The following is a 17,496-nucleotide window of genomic DNA, read 5'->3' as shown; positions in this document are numbered from 1 at the left end:
GACACGACACGAGAGAGAGCACCATGACCAACCCCTTCGACAACCCCGCCGTCCAGCACCGTGTCCTGGTCAACGACGAGGGCCAGCACTCCCTGTGGCCCGAGTTCGCCGACGTCCCCGCGGGCTGGCGCCCCGTCCACGGACCCGCGACCCGCGAGGCCTGCATCGCCTACGTCGACACCCACTGGACGGATCTCACGCCCCGCAGCGCGCTGGCCTCCCGATGAGCACGTCAGGAGCAAGCCTGCTCGGCCCCCTCAGGCAGCCCCTTCCTCAGCAGGGGCACCTCGGCGGAGCCGTGGCGCCCCCTGGTGAGCGGGACGCCATCGTGGCCGAGGGCCTCACCCGGAGCTTCGGCGACCGCCGGGCGCTCGCAGGCATCGACCTGCGGGCCCCGGCGGGCAGTGTGCTCAGTCTGCTCGGCCCCAATGGCGCGGGGAAGACCACCGTCGTGCGCATCCTCACCACGCTGCTGCGTCCGGACGGCGGCCGCGCCACGGTCGCCGGACACGATGTGCGCGACGCACCCGAGGCCGTACGCGAACGCATCGGCCTGTCCGGCCAGTACGCCGCCGTCGACGAACGGCTGACCGCACGCGAGAACCTCTGCCTCGTCGCGCGGCTCCACGGCATGAACCGCAAGGCAGCCCGGCAGCGCGCCGGTGACCTGCTCGAACGGTTCGCGCTCACCGAGGCCGCCGACCGGCCCAGCGGCGGCTTCTCCGGCGGCATGCGCCGCAGGCTCGACCTGGCCGGCGCCCTCACCACACGGCCCGCCGTCGTCTTCCTCGACGAGCCCACGACGGGCCTCGACCCGCGGGGCCGGGCCGACACCTGGCATGCCGTGCGGGACCTGGTGGCGGACGGCACCACCGTCCTGCTCACCACCCAATATCTGGAGGAGGCCGACCAACTCGCCGACTCCATCGCCGTCATCGATCACGGCCGCGTCATCGCCCGCGGCACCGCGACCGAGCTGAAGGAGGCTGTCGGCGGAGAACGGATCACACTCCGCCCCACCGTGCCGGAGACCGTGGGGGCGATCGCCGAGGTGCTGGCGGGGCTGGGCCCGTACCGACCGGAGGTGGACCGGCGTACCGGCAAGGTCTCCGTCGCCACCGACCACGGCGCCCCGGCACTGCGGCGCACCCTTGCCGCGCTGGAAGCGGCGCGACTCACCGTGCACGACGTGTCCCTCGCGTCGCCCACCCTCGACGACGTGTTCCTGGCGCTGACCGGCAAGCCACCGGCTCCTCGCGTCTCCACCGGGGAGCCGGACGCGCAAGGACCCGAACCACCCACGGACCAAGGTCGGAAACCCGCCGGGGGCCGGCGTCTCAGCGGACGCGGGAAGGGAGCCCACGCATGGCGGCGGTGAACCTGCTCGCCCGGACACCGGCCGGATCGTTGCGCACCGTGCGCGACGGGCTGTTGATCGCCGAGCGCAACCTCCTCAACCTGCGCCGCACGCCGGGAGCGGTCATCGCCGCGCTCGTCCAGCCGCTGATGTTCGTGCTGCTGCTCGCCTACGTCTTCGGAGGCAGCCTCGGCGGCGCGGAGTACCGCACGTTCCTGATGGGCGGCATCTTCGCGCAGGCCGTCACCTTCAACGCCTCGTTCACAGCCATCGGTCTCGCCGCGGACATGGACAAAGGCATGGTCGACCGCTTCCGCGCCCTGCCCATGCCGCGTGGTTCCGTGATCCTCGGCCGCACTCTGTCCGATCTCACCATGAGCGCTGTCACGCTCACCGTCACCTCGTTGTGCGGGCTGTTGGTCGGCTGGCGCGTCGAGAGCTCGGCGCTGGACGCCATGGCCGCCTACGGCCTGATCCTGCTCTTCGCCTTCGCCATGTCCTGGGTCGGGGCAACGGTCGGACTCATCGCCCGCAGCGTCGAGGTCGCCCAGAGCGCCGGGCTGATCTGGCTCTTTCCCGTCACCTTCGTCTCGGGTGCTTTCGTCTCCGTCACCACGATGCCCGGTCCGCTCCGCGCGGTCGCCGAGTGGAACCCGGTCTCCGCGACCGCCACGGCTGCCCGCTCGCTCTTCGGCAACGAGGCCCCGTCGACTGTTGTCCCACCCGATTCCTGGCCCGTCCAGCACGCCACTGGTTACGCGGTTCTGTGTGCGTGCGCAGTGATCGCCGTCTTCATGCCCGTGGCGGTCGGCCGATACCGGCGCATCGCACGAGGCTGACGGCCACGTCGGCGTCGCGGCGGCCTCTCAGCGCTGCGACGCCACAGGCCCTGGAGGGAGAGACCCATCTGAGCCCCGTCAGAGGGCGAACGGCCCACTCTCGACCGTGCGAGCAAGGATTCCGAGCGTGGCTCGTAGCCCAGCCTCCGGAATCACCGGGAAGACGCCCGCTTCGCGGTACTTGTCGTCGATCTGGCTCCAGTCGTAGTAGGAAGTGACGAGGGTGCCCGTCTCGTTGGGTTCGAGCCGGTACCCGTAGAGATGACGGATGGGCGGCTGGACGGTGCCCGAGATCGTCCATTCCAGGAGCGCGTCGCGTTCGTAGCGAGTGATGATCACGGTCACGTCGTACCGCCCCATGGGAAGGTCACCGAGAGCCTCCCGGTCCATGTGGACGATGAACTCGTCCCCGACCGCATTCACGGGATCACCCTCTGCGGACTGCAGCATCCCCGAGCTGTCGATGGCCACGTGGCCCAACGGGGATCGCAGCACCTCGAAGATCGCCGCCGGGGACGCGGCGATCTGGCGGGTGACATCAAACCTGTCTGTCGTCATGCCCCACCCTTACATGCGTGTTCCTGCCCCGGTCAGGGCGTCTGCCACTTCTGTGCCGGGTTGCCCGAGCACCAGGCGATCTGGAGCGGGGTGCCGTCCGCGGTGGCGGCGTTGGCGACGTCCAGGCACTTGTCGGCCGCGACGTTGACGACGTCCGCGTTGGGCGAGATGCGCCACTGCCGCACCGGCGAGGTGTCGCAGCCCACCATCACCAGCAGGGCACCGTCCTTGGTCGAGTTGCCCACCGTCGACAGGCACTTCCCCTGATTGCGGAGGGTGCCGTCGGAGGCGAAGAACCAGACCTGGTCGGCGCCGCCGTCGCAGGTGCGCAGTTGCAGGCCCTTGGGCATGCGCTGGGTGCACTTGCCGGCGAGCCCCTTGACCGGGCCGCTGGGGCCGGTCAGCTTCTTCGTCGTGGGTGCCTTCTCGACCGTGTCCTTCGAGGGGTCGGCGCTCTTCGCTCCCGAACTCCCCGAACCGGACGTCGGGTCGGCCGCGCCGGCGGGGGCGCCCTCGTGGACGGTGACGGTGGGCGTCGGCTTCTCGCTGTGCTTCTCGTGGCTCTTCTTCTCGGCCTTCGCGCTCTGCGAGCCGTCGGGCGACGGCGCCGCGGTGGGCGTCAGGCTCACGGAGGCGGACGGCACGGGCGGCACGTCCGCCCGCGCGTCGTCCGGTCCCGACGAGAGGCCGTGGGCGAGGGCGGTGCCGCCGAGGACCGCCGCGGTGACGGCGGCGATCGACCCCACGGTCACGAAGACACGGCGGCCGGGCATCAGCCCGATCCGTACGCGGGACGGCTTGCGGGAGTACGTCTCGGAGAAGCGGGGCGGTGACACGGGACCTCCGGCGGGGGGGTTGCGAGGGGACGGTCGGGCGGTTGTTCAGCTGAGGGCCCCGGACATGGGAAGGTCGGCCTCCTCCAGGACCATCAGCTGGGCCGTTCCGGGGTCGACCAGCTCGGCCATGCGCAGCGCCTGCCGTTCGGTCATCTGCTGGAACAGCTGGCGCGCGGTGCGGCCGTTGCCGAACGCCGCGTCGCGCGGGATGGACTCGATGTGCGACGACAGCGCCGTGCGGGCCCCCGCGCTCAGCTCGTAGCGGTGGCGTTGCGCCTGGTGCTCGACGATGGAGACGACCTCCTGGGAGGTGTAGTCGGCGAACAGCAGGGTGCGGGTGAACCGGGAGGCGAGGCCCGGGTTGGAGGAGATGAAGCGGTTCATGTCGGCGGGATAGCCGGCGGCGATGACGACGACCTCGTCACGGTGGTCCTCCATCAGCTTCACCAGCGTCGCGATGGCCTCGTGCCCGAAGTCGTTGCCCCCGGCGGCGGGTACCAGCGCGTACGCCTCGTCGATGAAGAGCACCCCGCCCCGCGCCCGCTGGAAGGCCTCGGTCGTCTTCGGGCCGGTGTGGCCCACGTACTCGCCGACCAGCGCGGAGCGGTCGACCTCGACCAGGTGGCCGTGGCCGAGCAGGCCCAGCGCCTTCAGCAGGCGGCCGTAGAGCCGCGCCACCGTCGTCTTGCCGGTGCCCGGGTTGCCGGCGAACACCAGGTGGCGGCTGAGCGGCGGCGCGGGCAGCCCCGCCTCCTGCCGCATCCGCACCGTCTGCATCAGCTTCACCATGCCGCTGACGTCGCGTTTCACGCCGTCGAGCCCCACCAGCTCGTCCAGTTCGGCCAGCAGGTCCTCGAGCGCCTCGGGCTCGGGCTCCGGCTCGCCCTCCAGGGTCGGCTCGGCCTCGCTCTGGGGAACCCGCGCACCGGCGACCGGTTCGGCCGGGACGCCCGGGGCGGCCCGGACCGGCTCCGCGCCGCCCGCGCCGGCGAGGTTCGTCGGGAAGTGGGGGGAGGTGACGCCCACGGCGACGCACTCCTCGAAGACGGGGGCCGCGCCGTCGGCGAGTCCCACGTCCCGCGCGCAGTCGAGGACCCGGCAGCGGCGCAGCGTCGGCGCGGCGCCCGCGCCGACGTGCACGGCGGGGAAGCCGCTGCCCGACAGGTCGCAGTCGCCGAGGGTGCCGCCCGAACCCGCGGCGAACAACACACCGTTCTTGCCCGCGTCCGCCACCCGCACCCTGCGGAGCTCCGGCTCGGCGTCCTCGCGGACGACGATGCCGCTGCCCGCCGCGTCGGTCACCGAGCCGCCGTCCATGGACAGCCGCGCCCCGCCGTCCACCGTGACGCCCGCGCCGCCGGGCGACACCAGGTCGACGCGCGCCAGTTCCACGACGGCGCCCGACGCCACGATCACGCCGTCGCCGCTCTGCCCGGCCAGACGTGTCTCCCGTACCTCGCACGGCTCGGTGGAGGTGAGCCGGAGTCCGGTCTCGCCGCCCGTCACGGTCGAGTCGCGCACCACGAGAGCGCCCTCGCCCGAGGTGTGGATCCCGTCCCTCCGCGCTTCCACCAGCGCGCAGGTGTCGACCTCGGCCCGCGCCGACTGCGCCACCGTCAGCAGATGGGCACCGCCGCCGCGCAGCCGGCTCCCGGTGAGCCGGGCCCGGGACTCGCCGCCGAGCCGTACGGCGCCCGCCGCGCAGTCGGCGACGGTGGCACCGGCCAGCTCCACGGTGGACCGCTCGCCGCCGGTGACGCCCGCGCCGCCCGCGCCCGTGAGACGGCAGGAGTCCGCCCGCAGACGTGCCTCACCGGCCACGACGAGCGCGTCCTCGCCCGCGTCGACCACCCGGCAGTCCCGCAGCTCCACCACCGCGCCGTGCTCCGCGTGGACGCCCGCACGGGCCGGAGCCAGCACCCGGCAGTCCTCGAGGAGCGCGACCGAACTGTCCTGGGCCAGCAGCCCGTTGCGTCCCGCGCCCGTCAGGAGGCTGTCGCGGACCAGCAGCCGCGCCCCGCCGCGGGTGCGCACGGAGGAGCCGGAGTGGTCGCCCACCCGGAGCCGGTCCGCGGTGAGGGTCGCCGTGTCGGAGAGCACCACCCCGATGCCCTGCACGGACTCGATCACGGTGTCCTCGGCGTGCGTGCGCGCGTCCCCGCGCACGTGCAGCGCCGCGTGGTGCGCCCCGTGCAGCCGGACGCGGCGGAGCCACAGCACCCCGCCGGAGGTCGGGTCGTCGAGCAGCGGCCGCATGTCGTCCGGTACGTCGGGGAAGCCGCCCGGCGCGGGGAAGGCCGCGGGCGCGGTCGAGCCCAGCACCTCCACCCGGCCGTGGGCCACTTCGCAGTCCTCCAGCGAGAGCGCGGACGCCTCCGCCACCCGCAGCAGCACCTGTGTCGGGTCGGCTCCGCGCACCACCAGGCCGCGCAGCGCGCAGTCGGGCGCGGTGACCGTCACGGCGCCGCCGGCGGGCGGCCGCACCACGACCGAGCCGTCGCCGAACTCGGGGACGAGGGTGACCCGGCGGCGCAGGTACAGCTCCTCCTCGTACTCGCCGGGCGCGATCATCACCACGGCGCCGGACGGGGCGGCGGCGAGCGCGTCGGCGAGGGTGCGGTGGGTGCCCCGGCCGCGGGCGCCGACTCTGATCACTGGCTGCTGGTTCATGTGGTCCCTCCGCCCTCTCCGCCCGTCTCCGCCGGGGCCGCGGGCGCGGTGATGCCGAGCCAGTCGCGCACCTGGGCGCCGAAGAAGAACGTGGAGAAGGACTTGTCGATCATCTTGCCGATCGCGGGCATCACGAAGATGTCCATGACGCCCTGCCGGTGGTACCAGCGGCCGGCGATGTTGTTCTGCATCAGGTTGCGGGCCGCGCCGATGGTCGCGCCGCCGATGAGTCCGCCGAGCGCGCCCGCTCCGCCGTACGCCGCGGCGTCGGCGCCGCTGAGGTACACCGTGTTGCCGTTGGCGTCCTTCACGCCGAAGACGGCGGCGGTCGCGGCGCCGCTCGCGAAGGCGCCGACCGCGCCGCTGATCGAGCTGTTGGCGAAGTCGTAGACGCCGGCGCGCCAGCGCATCACCTTCTCGTTGCCGGCCCATTCGGAGCCCCAGCTGTCGTCGTTGGGGCGGAGGCCGTAGGGCTTGCCGGCGTCGACGTTGGAGAGGCCGTTCTTCCAGGCGCCGCCGCGCCCGGCGATCAGGTGTCCGGTGGTGAACACGCCCTTGCTGCCGGCGGCGATGGTCGCGCCGAACGCCGCCTTCGCCACGTCCATCGGCGTGAACGGCTGCCCGGTGGCGGCCGAGGCGATGCCGTAGACGGCGAGGTTGAGGACGAAGTCGACGATCCACTCCTGGCCCATCTCGACGGCCAGTTGCTGGAACGCCTTGCTGACGAACGGCGCGTAGGTGGACTCACCGGCGACCGCGGGGCCGAACTTCCACCGGTTGGGCTCGCGCAGCATGCGGCTGAAGCCCCGGTACTCGTTGGCGAGTCCGGTGAAGTTCGTCTCGCGGCCGACCGGTGTGTGGGCCCAGTCGGGTGTGACGCGGTCCAGCAGCGTCGTCCGGCCGAAGGCGTCGGTGTTCCAGACGTAGCCCGACAGGGAGCGCTCGTTGATGAGGGTGGTGCCGTCGGGGGCGTACTGGCGCCAGTGCTTGCCCCACTCCTCGCTCTCCAGGAAAGTGTTGTTGGTCAGCAGCTTCTTCTCGCGGACCACCACACCGGTGTCGAACTCCTTCCAGACGTGCGCGTTGAAGGCGTCGCCGGGGTTCGCGGTGTACTCGCGTACGCGGAAGGGCTGGTCGGTGAAGAAGGAGCGGACCGCGCCGGTGGTCTGCTTGACCGGGATCACCTGGATGTTCTGTCCCAGGCTGGGGACGCTGTCCTCCCAGCGGGCCCCCGGCTTCCACGAGGTCAGGGCCGTGTTGCCGTCGAACCAGGTGCGGACCCGGTCGCCCTGCCCGGTGCCGAACTCCTTGATGTTGCCGTGCCGGTCGATCTTGTTCCAGTTCCACACCTCGACGCCGTTCGCGTCCCGCGAGACGCGCCAGGCGTCCACGACGTCGCCGTCGGAGAGCATGCGGTGCTCGCGCACCAGCAGGTCGCCGTCGAAGTCCTGGTACGACTCCTTGTCCCAGCCCCAGCGGTCCACGTCCCGGCTCTGCGCGGTGTAGCGGGTGCCGGTGTTGCCGTTGCCGTCGCGCCAGGTGAAGTGGGTGCCGTCGGCGTGGCCCGTCGACGTGACCTGGACGGTCCCGCCGCCGTTCGGCGTCGGCCAGGTGTCGGACCGGGACAGGACGAAGCCCTGGTGGTCGAAGCGCGTCCAGTCGCCGGTGCCGGAGTGCACCTGCACGCGGAAGTCCCGGTCGCCGCTCCCGGCGGCGCCGTCGGGCCGCACCGCCGGACGGGGACGGAACTCCACCATCGAGCCGTCGTCCAGGCCGGTGCGCGCCACGTGCCAGCCACCGCCGCCCGAGGTGTACCAGTCGCCGTCCTGCCGGCCGGGGTGGAACTGGTCCTGCCACAGCGTGGTGCGGCCGCCGTTGCCCGGCGTCACCTGGAACTCGCCGTTGACGTAGGTGCGGGTGCCCTGGAGCTTGCCGTCGCCCTCCGACCACGGCAGGTGGTTCGGCTGCGCTGGGACGCCGCCCGCGTGGGCGGCGGTGGTGGGCAGCGCGACGTCGCCGGTCTTCAGGTCGTTGCCGCTGCCCAGCTTGCGCGTCTCGCGCACGACCTCGCCCACGCGGGCCGCGCCCGGCGTGGTGACGATGTCGGTGACGGTGTTGTCCATCGAGGTGAAGCGGATGCCGCTGAGGGGCGCTCCGCCGCCGGCCGGGGTCTGCGTCCACCGGGCGACCTGCAGCCTGCTGTCCCCGGCGAGCCAGGACGCGCCGTGCTCCAGCTGGCTCGTGCGGTAGTCGAAGGTCATGAAGCGGCGGAAGTTGACCGGCGGGCGCTGCTCGGCGAGGCGCTGCACCTCCAGCGTGGAGCCGTCCGCGAGGTCCTTGCCCGCGCCGGTCTCCTTGGCCTGCGGCGAGTGCGAGACCCAGCTGGTCTTCGGTGTGCCGTCGGCGTTCATCTCCAGCTGGAAGTAGCGGCGCACGTCGTGCGGGCTTGCCTGGAAGCGGCCGAACTTCTCGTGCACGACGATGGTCTGTCCCGCGTGGTTCGGGTCGGGCATCCGGTCGGTGAAGCCGCGGCCCGCGCCCCACTCGCGGGTGCCCTGCGCGAGGTGCTGGAAGTCCGCGTCGTAGCGGTGCCAGGTGCCGGTGGCCAGCGACTGGGTGGCGGGGCTGTTGTCGAGGGTGCCGAGGACGTGGCCGCCGTCGGGGTTGAGCTGGAAGTGCCGCACCCGGATGTCGAGTCCGTTGACGGTGCGCACGTCGAACCAGCTGCGGCCGCTCTCGCCCCAGTGCCGGGTGCCGTGCCGGACGACGGTGCCGCCCGCGTCGACCTCGGCCCAGGTGCCGCGCTGGCTGGTCCGCGCGAAGTCGCCGGCCCCGCCGGTTCCGTGGAAGGCGTACAGGGTGTTTCCGCCGTGCAGGGGCCGACGTTCGTACACGTCGTTGCCGGAGTGGCTGACGAGGCTGACGCGGCCGTTGTCCAGGCCCTTGGCGCCGATGGTGCCGCTCTCGAACCACGCGCGGTCGTTGTGGGGCAGGGCCGCGCCGCCCGGGCCCTGCTTGACCAGCTGCCAGGTGCCGGTCGTGCCGTCCGCGGGATAGGTGAGGTCGTAGTGCCGGGTCGGCTGCGCCGCGCCCTTGTGGATCGACACGATCCGCTCGCCGGAGAGGCGACCCCCTGCCTCGTAGGACCTGAACTCGCCGCCGCGCGCGCCGGGTCCGTCGGTGACGCGGAACTCGGTGCCGTGCGCGACGACCTGGACGCCGGGCACCTGCCGGAGGTTGCCGTCCACGACGCGCGGAGGTCCGTCGGTGGTGACCAGGTACCGGGAGGCGTTCGGGGTGCCGATGCGGACGTCGGAGAGCTGTGCGAGGTCGTAGGTGGTGCCGCGGACGCCGTCGGTGACGTGCGCTCCGAGGCCGGTGCCGTCCGCCGGGCGGATCGTGGCACGCAGGTCGCCGCCCGCGCCGAAGAGCCGTACGTCCCCGGCGGTCGCGGTGACGCGGAAGTCCCCGTTGGCCAGCGTCTGCACCGTGTGGCCGCCGAGCGGCCGGAGGTCGGCGTCGAGGAGGCGCGGCGCGGGGGTGCCGACGGTCTGGAGGTGCTCCGCGCCGCGGACGCCGGCTCCGTCGGCGAGCCGTACGGCGCTCAGGTTGGCGGTGCCGTCGGCGGCGTGGACGGTCACCGTGGTGGCGTCCGTGACGCGCAGTTCGCCGCCCGGGAGCGGGGCCAGCGTGGTGCCCGGCACAGGGGCGCCGTCGGGACCGCGCAGCACGTGGGGGCCTCCGGCGACGGTCGGGACCATCGCGAGCCGGTCGTCGCGGCCGAGGCGCACCACCTGGTGCGTCAGGTCGCCCGCCCCGTCGACGAGCACGTGGTGTCCGCCGTCCTGCACGCGGAAGCCGCCCGCCGGGTTCCCGGTCTGCGGCACCACCCGGCCGCCGGCGACGGGGACGAGCGCCCCGTCGAGCAGCTGCGGCCCGGCCGCGCCCGGCACCGTACCGACGAACCTGCCGCCGAGGCCGGGCGCGTGGAGCGCGGTGGCGTCGAAGGAGTACGCGCCGTTCGCGCCGTGGACGCGTATGTCGCCGCGGGCGTCGGCGACGTGGAAGGAGCCGTTGGGCGTGCGGACGACGCCGTGACCCATCAGGTCCGCTCCGAGCCCGGTCCTGGGGTGCGCCTCGAGCGTCCCGTCGGTCCGGACGAAGGCGAAGGTGTCGGCTCCCGCGCCGTGCGGGGCCCGGAGGGTGACCACCTGGTGGGTGACGTCGCCCCGGAGGCCGACCGCGAGGTGGGCCGCGCCGTCCTCGATGCGGAAGCCGCCGCCGGTCAGCGCGGTGACGCCCGCGCCGGGCACCGGGGTGCCGTCGGGGCGTACCAGGCCGGTGGGCAGGCCGTCGTCGCCGAACCGCACCAGGGCGGCGCCGAGTCCGCCGTCGCGCACCGGGAGGCCGGTGAAGAGCGGGGCGCCGCTGCGGACGTCGTGCACCGCGACCGTGGCGTCCGGCCGCGAGAGGTGCAGGGTGTCGCCGTGCCGGACGACGGTCGTGGCGGGCACGGGGGTGCCCGCGGCGGTGAACGGGTGCGCCACCGGGTTGTGCCCGCCGACCGGGATGTGGGCGAAGACCTGCTGTCCGTCCGCGCCGGTGAGCCGTACCGCGTCGTGGGTGTGGACGCCGCCCGCGTCGACGACGAGGTGCTGCCCGCCGTGCTCGAGGCGGAAGCCGCCGCCGTCGAGCGCGGTCACCGAGGCGCCGTCGAACGGCGTGCCGTCGGAGCGCACGAGCGTCGGCGCGGGCTGCGGCCCGCCGGCGGGCCGGACGAACGCGCCGCCGGTGACCCCGGGCACGGGCAGCGCCTGGTGGGAGAAGCCGCCGTCGGGGCGGTGGACGTCGACCAGGTTCCCGTGGCCGGTGCGGTTGACGTGGTAGACGCCGCCGCCGTCGGCCGGCGCGGTGACCGTGCCGGGGGCGGGCGCGCCCAGTTCGTCGGTCAGGGCCAGCGGGCCGGCGCCACCGTGCGGGCCGACGACGTGGAGGTCGGTGCCCATGGCGCCGGTGCCGTGCAGCCGCAGGCCGTCGTGGGTGGGCAGGCCGGTGACGGGGCTGTGCGTCTGGAAGCCGTTCGGTGTGGGCACGTTGAAGCCGTCCCGGCCGAGGTGGACGGGGCCGCCGCCGAGCGGCACGCCGCCGGCGTCGAGGTGCTGGACGGTCACCGGCGCGTTGTGCGCGTCGAGCCGCAGCACCACCGTCGAGTCGCCGTAGTGGCCGCCGCGCAGCGCGAACGTCTCCTCCCCGCCGGTGAAGTGGTAGCCGCTCCCGTCGAAGCCGAAGTCCGACCGGACGGTGCGCACCCCCTGAGTCCACTCGGCGTGCAGCCGGACGAGGCCACCTGTGCCGGTGTCCGTCCAGGCCCTGACGGGCGGTGCGCCGGCCGCGCCCGTCACGGTGACCGTGGGCTGGGCGGCGCCGCCCGCGTGGACCTGGAGCTGGACGCCCGTGAGGCCCGGCACGTGCACCGCGACGGGGGCGGTCGTGGCCACCACCGGGACGGCGACGCTCGCCGGGCTTCCCGTGCCGCCGGGCACCGTGGAACCGCCCGGCACCATCTCCATGGAGACCGTGGTCGAGCCGCCGGTCACGTGGACGTCGATGATCTCCTCGTTCACGAGGGGGTGGCCCGCAGCCGCGTCGAGCTGGTAGTCGAGCCGCCGGATGCCGGCGCCGTTCGGAAGGTCGTACTCCAGGCGCAGGGTCCGCTGGTCCCCGACGGTGAAGGACGAGGTCCGCACGTCGGTGGAGCCATTGCCGCGGACCGTTACGTCGACCAGGCGGCCGTCTCCCGAAGCGGAGGGCACGACGTCCACCCGTACGCCGGGCAGGTGCGGGATGTTGGTGAAGGTGTGCTGGAGGTCGTAGGAGACGTGGACCATGTTCACCCGGATGTCCTGGGTGAAGAACGACTTCGACGCGCCGTACCCGGCAAGGGAGTCGAGCGGCCCCATGGCCTTGTCCGTGAGACCGCCGGTCGGGACCACGCCGCCCGTGCCGGGGAGGTCGTCGCCGCGGAAGAGGGCGTTGAGGCCCGCGATGGAGACGCTGCTGCCCTCGAAGGCCGGCGGCGCCGCGTTGACGGAAGCGGTGCCGTTGCCCGGCGCGGGGACGGCGGGCGTCTCCACGGACGCGGCCGACGGGGTGGTGAGGGCGTTGGAGGCGGGGGCGGGAACCGGCGCCTGGGGCACGGACTGCGCGGTGACGGCCGGGAGCCCGGTGGGCTGCGGCAGGGCGGTCGGCGCGACGTTCGGCAGGGCGGCGGCCCCGGTCGGCGCCGCGCCCGCGAGCGGCGGAGTGTCGAGACTGCCCGTGACGGCGTTCACGCCGCTCGCACCGGGCGTGTCCACTCCGTTGGGCGGAGGGACGGACACGGCCGAGGAGTTGACGGTGGGCGCGGTGACTCCGCCCACCGAAGGCACGGACACAGCGGAGGCGTTGACGGTCGGAGCGGTGAGGCCGTTCGTCGGGGGAACGGAGACAGCCGAGGAGTTGACGGCCGGCGTGGTGACGGCCGGTGCGGTCACCCCGCTCGCCGGAGGCACCGACACCGTCGAGGCATTGACGGTCGGTACGTTGACACCCGCCCCGGACACCCCGCTCGCCGGAGGCACCGACACCGCCGACGCGTTGACCGTCGGCACGTTCACGGCCGCCCCGGACACCCCGCCCACCGAAGGCACCGACACCGCCGAGGAGTTGACGCCCGGCGCGGTGACGGCCGGTGCGGTCACCCCGCTCGCCGGAGGCACCGACACCGCCGACGCGTTGACCGTCGGCACGGTGACGGCCGCGCCAGTCACCCCGCTCGGCGGAGGTACCGACACCGCCGAAGCATTCACGGTCGGCACGTTCACGGCCGCCCCGGACACCCCGCCCACCGAAGGCACCGACACCGCCGAAGCATTCACGGTCGGCACATTCGATGCGCCGAGGGCCGTCGGCGGGGTCAGGCCGACGGTGTTCACCACGGGCGCCGCCGTCGGGGGCGCGAGGTTGACCGACGGCGCGCCGCCGAGGCCGCCCGTGGTGACGGCGGTGACCGGCGGCACGCTCAACTGGGCCGTGCCCGGGTTGAGATGGGAGAGCGCGGGCATGGTGATCGGGGTCGTGGCGGCGTTGAGGCCCCCGGTCGGCACGGTCAGGCTCTCCCGTCCCACGAGGCCCGTCGCGCCCGGCAGGTCCGTGATCTGCGCCCCCAGCGAGGGCAGGTTCACCTGGATCGCGTTCGGCGAACTCACCTGAAGCGCGGGGGCGTCCAGCGACGTGACCGCGGGCGCCACGTTCGGCACGTTCACCGAGAGGCCGCCGGGGACCACGCCGCCGCCGAACGCGACCGAGGGCGCCGTGACGGCGCCGAGCGCGGGCATCTGCACGCCGCCGGCCACGGCCCCGACGTGCGGGACCCCGCCGAGCTGCGGCATCGACACCCCCGGCACGCTCACCGCGCCGACACCCGGAGTCGCCGCCGAGCCGAGACCCGGCACGGACACGGCAGGCACACCCACCGCGCCGACGCCCGGAGACGCCACCGACCCCAAGCCCGGCATGGACACCGCGGGCGCACCCACCGCACCGACACCCGGAGTCGCCACCGACCCCAGCCCCGGCATCGAGACCGCGGGCACGCTCACCGCGCCGACACCCGGCGCCGTGGCCCCCGAGAGGCCGGAGACGTCCGGGGCGGCGCTGATGCTCTGCACCGGGCCGAGGGTCGGCATCGGCATGTTCAGCGCGCCGCCGGAGACGCCGAGCGCGCCCATCGAGGGGATGTCGACGATCTTCGTACCGACGGAGGGCGGAGCCAGGTCGAAGGAGACGCCGAACTCGGGCAGCGAACCGAAGTTGACCGCCACCGGCATCGACATGCCCGCGCCGCCGCCGAAGCCCGGCAGGCCCCCGCTCGGCACCAGGTTCATCGACGGCAGGTTCACGTTGCCCAGGCCGACGTTGCCGACGTTCACGCCGATGTCGGCCGCGGCGTGGGTGGGCGGGGTGCGCATGCCGCCCAGCCCGATGTGCGGGAGGTTGGTGAGCGCGGTGCCGGGCGTGAAGAGCGTGAACCCGGACGCCACGCCGCCGGAGACCTTGCTGGCCGCGCCGATGAACTCGCCGTTGACGAAGGCCCCGTAGCGGTACATGCCGAAGACACCGCGGTCGATGAAGCCGATCTTCATCGCCAGTGCCAGGCCGCCGCCCATCTCGTCCGCGGCCACCGGCAGGAAGAGCCGCAGGCCCTTCAGCCCGCTCAGCCCGTTGGCCATGCTGCTGCCGAAGCCCTTGATGCCGTTGATCCCGGTGGCCAGGGCCCGCAGTCCGAAGAAGGACTTGGCGCCCGCCATGTTGATGACCATCAGGTCCACGGCGGCGGGGAAGAACCCGATGCTCTTGCCGAGCGTCGCCGGGTCGAAGCGGATCCCGTTCAGCCCCTTGAGGCCGTTCAGTCCGAGGTTGGACGTGAAGTGCAGGTTGTTGAAGCTCTTGAACCCCTTGAGGCCGTTCAGCCAGACGCTGGTGGCCTTGAAGGAGTCGTCGAGGCCGAGGGTGAGCCGGCCGAAGAGACCGAGCGCGTTCGGCCCGCCGGTCAGGAGGTTCTTGCCGCCGGCGAAGCCCTTGGTGCCGAGGCCCTTCAGGCCGCTCCAGAGCGTGCCGATCTTCAGGCCCTTGGTGGTGGGCGCGATGACACCGAGGATCGACATGATCAGGTCGGTGACGCTGGCGTCGCCGTTGGCGAAGTCGACCGCCGTCTTGATCAGCAGCGCCACGTTGAGGGCGATGGCGAAGAGCGCGACCGGGCCGCCCACGAGGATCGCCGGGATCACCAGGATCAGCGCCAGCCAGCCGAGCGCCTTCCAGATCTCCTCGCACTCGTCGATGGGCGAGGCGATCGACTCCGCCGCCGTCTCCAGCGCGGACGCCGCCGTCTGCGCGGCCTGCTCCAGGATGTCCTTCGCGTCGTCCGCGGTGGCCTTGTGCGCGTTGCGGCCGTCTTCGTCGTCCTCGTCGAGCGCCGCCGCCTGCGACAGCGCGTCGTCGGCCCTGCGCTGCTGCTCGCGCATCACGCCCGCGTAGGTGCGCAGCGCGCTCCTGGCGTCCTCCTGGGCCTGCCGGAACGACGTGACGTACTTGCGCAGGTCGTCGTCGATGATCTTCCGCAGCGCGTCACCGGTCTTGCCGACGAACGCGCCGCCGGTGGTGTCGCGGACCTCGGTGAGTCCCTTGTCGATGACGTCGGCGAGCGTGACCAGTTCGCCTTGGGACGCGATCACCGCGTCGATGCTCTCCGCATCGCCGGGGGTCGGATCGGAGTCCATGCGGAGGGCGTTCCAGTCTCCGGGGCGGGGCATCGGCCGCTTCCTCCTGGGTCTCACCGGCACAGTCGCTTCAGTTCGCTGTCCCGTCCACGCACCACAAGGCCCGGCGGTTCACTCCCGACACCCGGAATTTTGCGGAGGCCACGAAATCCGTCGTGCCGGGAGGTGAACCGGTGGGGCCCGTGGTGCGTGGACGGGGCGGCACCAACCGGTGAGGCTCCGCGAGGGGAAGGCGAAAAGGTGGCGGACTTCTCGATCGACTACTCGCTTCTGCAGCAGGTCCAGCAGAAGATGCACTCCCTGGCCGACCAGGCCGACTCGGGCGGCGCCACGGGCGCGTTCAAGGAGATGGGCGAGGCGAGCGCCTCGGACCGGCGTGCCTCGCTCGGTCACGCCGGGCTCTCCACCTCCTTCAATCTCTTCTACCGCCGTTCCTCCAGTCGCACCAAGGACGCCAAGGACGGTCTGAACCAGCTGGCCGACATGTTCGCCTCGGTCGCGAACACCTTCTTCGACGCCGACGCGCAACTCGCCGGCTCGGCCGGGCTCATGGGCCAGAGCATCGGGCTCAGCGACTGGCGCAACGAGAAGGCGGCCCACGACGAGTGGGTGTCGGACAAGTCCGAGTGGGATTCCTACCTGGAGAAGATCGGCGCGACCGACTACTTCGCGGAACACCCCGACGACTCGATCCGCATGGTGTGCACCAGCCCGGACGCTCCCGACTTCTGCTCCGCGTGGAAGGCGGACGACGCGGCCGGTACGGCGCCCATCAATCCCGGGGCCGAGCCGACCAAGCCCTCGGAGACCCCGCCCACCTCGTACTCGTACGAGGACAGCAAGGGCAAGGTCGACGTGACGGTCGAACTCGATGACGACAACAACGTCATGAAGGAGACCCAGAAGATCACCAGCACGGACGGCCAGTCCTACACCTCGACCACCGTGTACGACAGCGCGCCGAAGATGGTCGGTCCCGAGGACGACCAGTTCGACGCCCGTGACTACACCATCACCACGGACTACGCCGACGGCTCCACGACCACCACCAAGGTCGTCATCGACGACGACGGCTCCGGAACGATGACGGAGACCGACGACGACGGGAAAACCACCGTCTCCACCCGCAGCGGCCCCGACGCCGACTGGGTGGAAGAGGACGGGGACGACGACTGACCATCCCCCGCACCCCGCTTCACCCACAGGAGAGGAAAACCCATGGCCGGCAACATCGCCCTGAGCTACCCCGAGATCGAGCGGGTCTCCGGCGTGCTCGACACCAGCGTCGACTCCACGCTGGTGCCGCGCATGGCCGAGGCCAAGCAGGAGGTGGAGACCCTCCTCACCAACGGCCTGGTGCTGAGCAAGTCCAGCCCCCAGCTCACCGACCAGTACAACGACTTCAACACCAAGCTCACCGAAGCGATGAACGCGATCAAGTCCTTCGCCGACCAGTTCCGTCAGATCAAGACTAGCTTCGAGTCGATGGACGCCGACATCGCGGAGAAGGTCGCCAGCAGCGGCAAGTAGGTCACGGCCGGCACCACCCACCCACCCACATCAGGACGGAGACCGAGCACGATGGCTAACACCGACATCTACGCCGATTACGACCAGGTGGCGACGACCGCCTCCACGATGAGCCACAAGCTCGCCGACATCTCGCACGAGCTGGCCAACCTGGAGACGACCGTGTCCGGTCTCCTCCAGGACGGCCTGGTCCTGGAGAAGGCCAGCAAGGCGCTCCAGGACTCCTACGACGACTTCAGCCGCCAGCTGAAGGAGTCCTCGCAGGGCATCCAGTCCTTCGCCGACACCTTCTCCAAGATCGCCGAAGGCCTCGCGCAGGCGGACTCCGACATCACGACCTCGGTGCAGAACGCCGGCAAGTGACCGCGAGCGGGAGGGCCGGCACC

At 72.6% G+C, this 17,496-nt stretch carries 10 protein-coding genes; 6 read left to right on the top strand and 4 right to left on the bottom strand.

Annotation, left to right across the window (positions count from 1 at the left end; all coding sequences use genetic code 11):
- The first annotated feature begins 23 nt into the window (after positions 1 to 23).
- The 3 genes from ABZ930_RS16965 (at position 24) to ABZ930_RS16955 (ending at position 2,196) form a co-directional block, all read left to right on the top strand.
- Positions 24 to 227 (top strand): MbtH family protein, encoded by a 204-nt coding sequence (locus ABZ930_RS16965; protein WP_361548227.1) that lies wholly within the window; start codon positions 24 to 26, stop codon positions 225 to 227.
- Positions 228 to 298: 71 nt separating this feature from the next.
- Entirely contained in the window at positions 299 to 1,378 is a 1,080-nt protein-coding gene (locus tag ABZ930_RS16960) for an ATP-binding cassette domain-containing protein (RefSeq protein ID WP_361548224.1), read from the top strand.
- Positions 1,366 to 2,196, top strand: coding sequence for an ABC transporter permease (locus tag ABZ930_RS16955; RefSeq protein ID WP_361548221.1), 831 nt, complete (start codon positions 1,366 to 1,368; stop codon positions 2,194 to 2,196). Before ABZ930_RS16960 ends, ABZ930_RS16955 begins: the two co-directional genes overlap by 13 nt.
- A 78-nt stretch (positions 2,197 to 2,274) precedes the next feature.
- On the opposite strand, the gene ABZ930_RS16950 is transcribed toward ABZ930_RS16955, so the two are convergent.
- Genes ABZ930_RS16950 through ABZ930_RS16935 form a run of 4 tightly spaced genes read right to left on the bottom strand, consistent with a single transcriptional unit; the run spans position 2,275 to position 15,613 of the window.
- A complete protein-coding gene (locus ABZ930_RS16950; protein WP_361548218.1) occupies positions 2,275 to 2,754 on the bottom strand; it encodes an SRPBCC family protein in 480 nt (159 codons plus the stop codon).
- 32 nt (positions 2,755 to 2,786) lie between these two features.
- Positions 2,787 to 3,590: a ricin-type beta-trefoil lectin domain protein gene (locus tag ABZ930_RS16945; RefSeq protein ID WP_361548215.1), complete on the bottom strand. Its 804-nt coding sequence runs from the start codon at positions 3,588 to 3,590 to the stop codon at positions 2,787 to 2,789.
- Between the two features lie 45 nt (positions 3,591 to 3,635).
- The gene (locus ABZ930_RS16940) at positions 3,636 to 6,260 is read right to left on the bottom strand and encodes a right-handed parallel beta-helix repeat-containing protein (protein ID WP_361548212.1); all 2,625 of its coding nucleotides are present in this window, start codon (positions 6,258 to 6,260) and stop codon (positions 3,636 to 3,638) included.
- Positions 6,257 to 15,613 carry a hypothetical protein gene (locus tag ABZ930_RS16935; RefSeq protein ID WP_361548210.1) on the bottom strand — a complete coding sequence of 3,119 codons (9,357 nt, stop codon included), beginning with the start codon at positions 15,611 to 15,613 and terminating at the stop codon, positions 6,257 to 6,259. The genes ABZ930_RS16940 and ABZ930_RS16935 overlap by 4 nt, the downstream gene beginning before the upstream one ends.
- A gap of 207 nt (positions 15,614 to 15,820) precedes the next feature.
- On the opposite strand from ABZ930_RS16935, the gene ABZ930_RS16930 reads away from it, so the two are divergent.
- The 3 genes from ABZ930_RS16930 to ABZ930_RS16920 are packed head-to-tail and all read left to right on the top strand — an operon-like array spanning position 15,821 to position 17,473.
- Positions 15,821 to 16,756 (top strand): serine/arginine repetitive matrix protein 2, encoded by a 936-nt coding sequence (locus ABZ930_RS16930; RefSeq protein WP_361548207.1) that lies wholly within the window; start codon positions 15,821 to 15,823, stop codon positions 16,754 to 16,756.
- Between the two features lie 42 nt (positions 16,757 to 16,798).
- Positions 16,799 to 17,110, top strand: coding sequence for a hypothetical protein (locus ABZ930_RS16925; protein WP_361548204.1), 312 nt, complete (start codon positions 16,799 to 16,801; stop codon positions 17,108 to 17,110).
- 51 nt (positions 17,111 to 17,161) lie between these two features.
- Positions 17,162 to 17,473 carry a WXG100 family type VII secretion target gene (locus ABZ930_RS16920; RefSeq protein WP_361548201.1) on the top strand — a complete coding sequence of 104 codons (312 nt, stop codon included), beginning with the start codon at positions 17,162 to 17,164 and terminating at the stop codon, positions 17,471 to 17,473.
- Positions 17,474 to 17,496: the final 23 nt, after the last annotated feature.

Origin of the sequence: Streptomyces sp. NPDC046716 (assembly GCF_040645755.1) — a bacterium.
Classification (GTDB): domain Bacteria; phylum Actinomycetota; class Actinomycetes; order Streptomycetales; family Streptomycetaceae; genus Streptomyces.
Note: the sequence above shows the minus strand (reverse complement) of the source record. Positions and strands in the feature narration are given on the sequence as shown.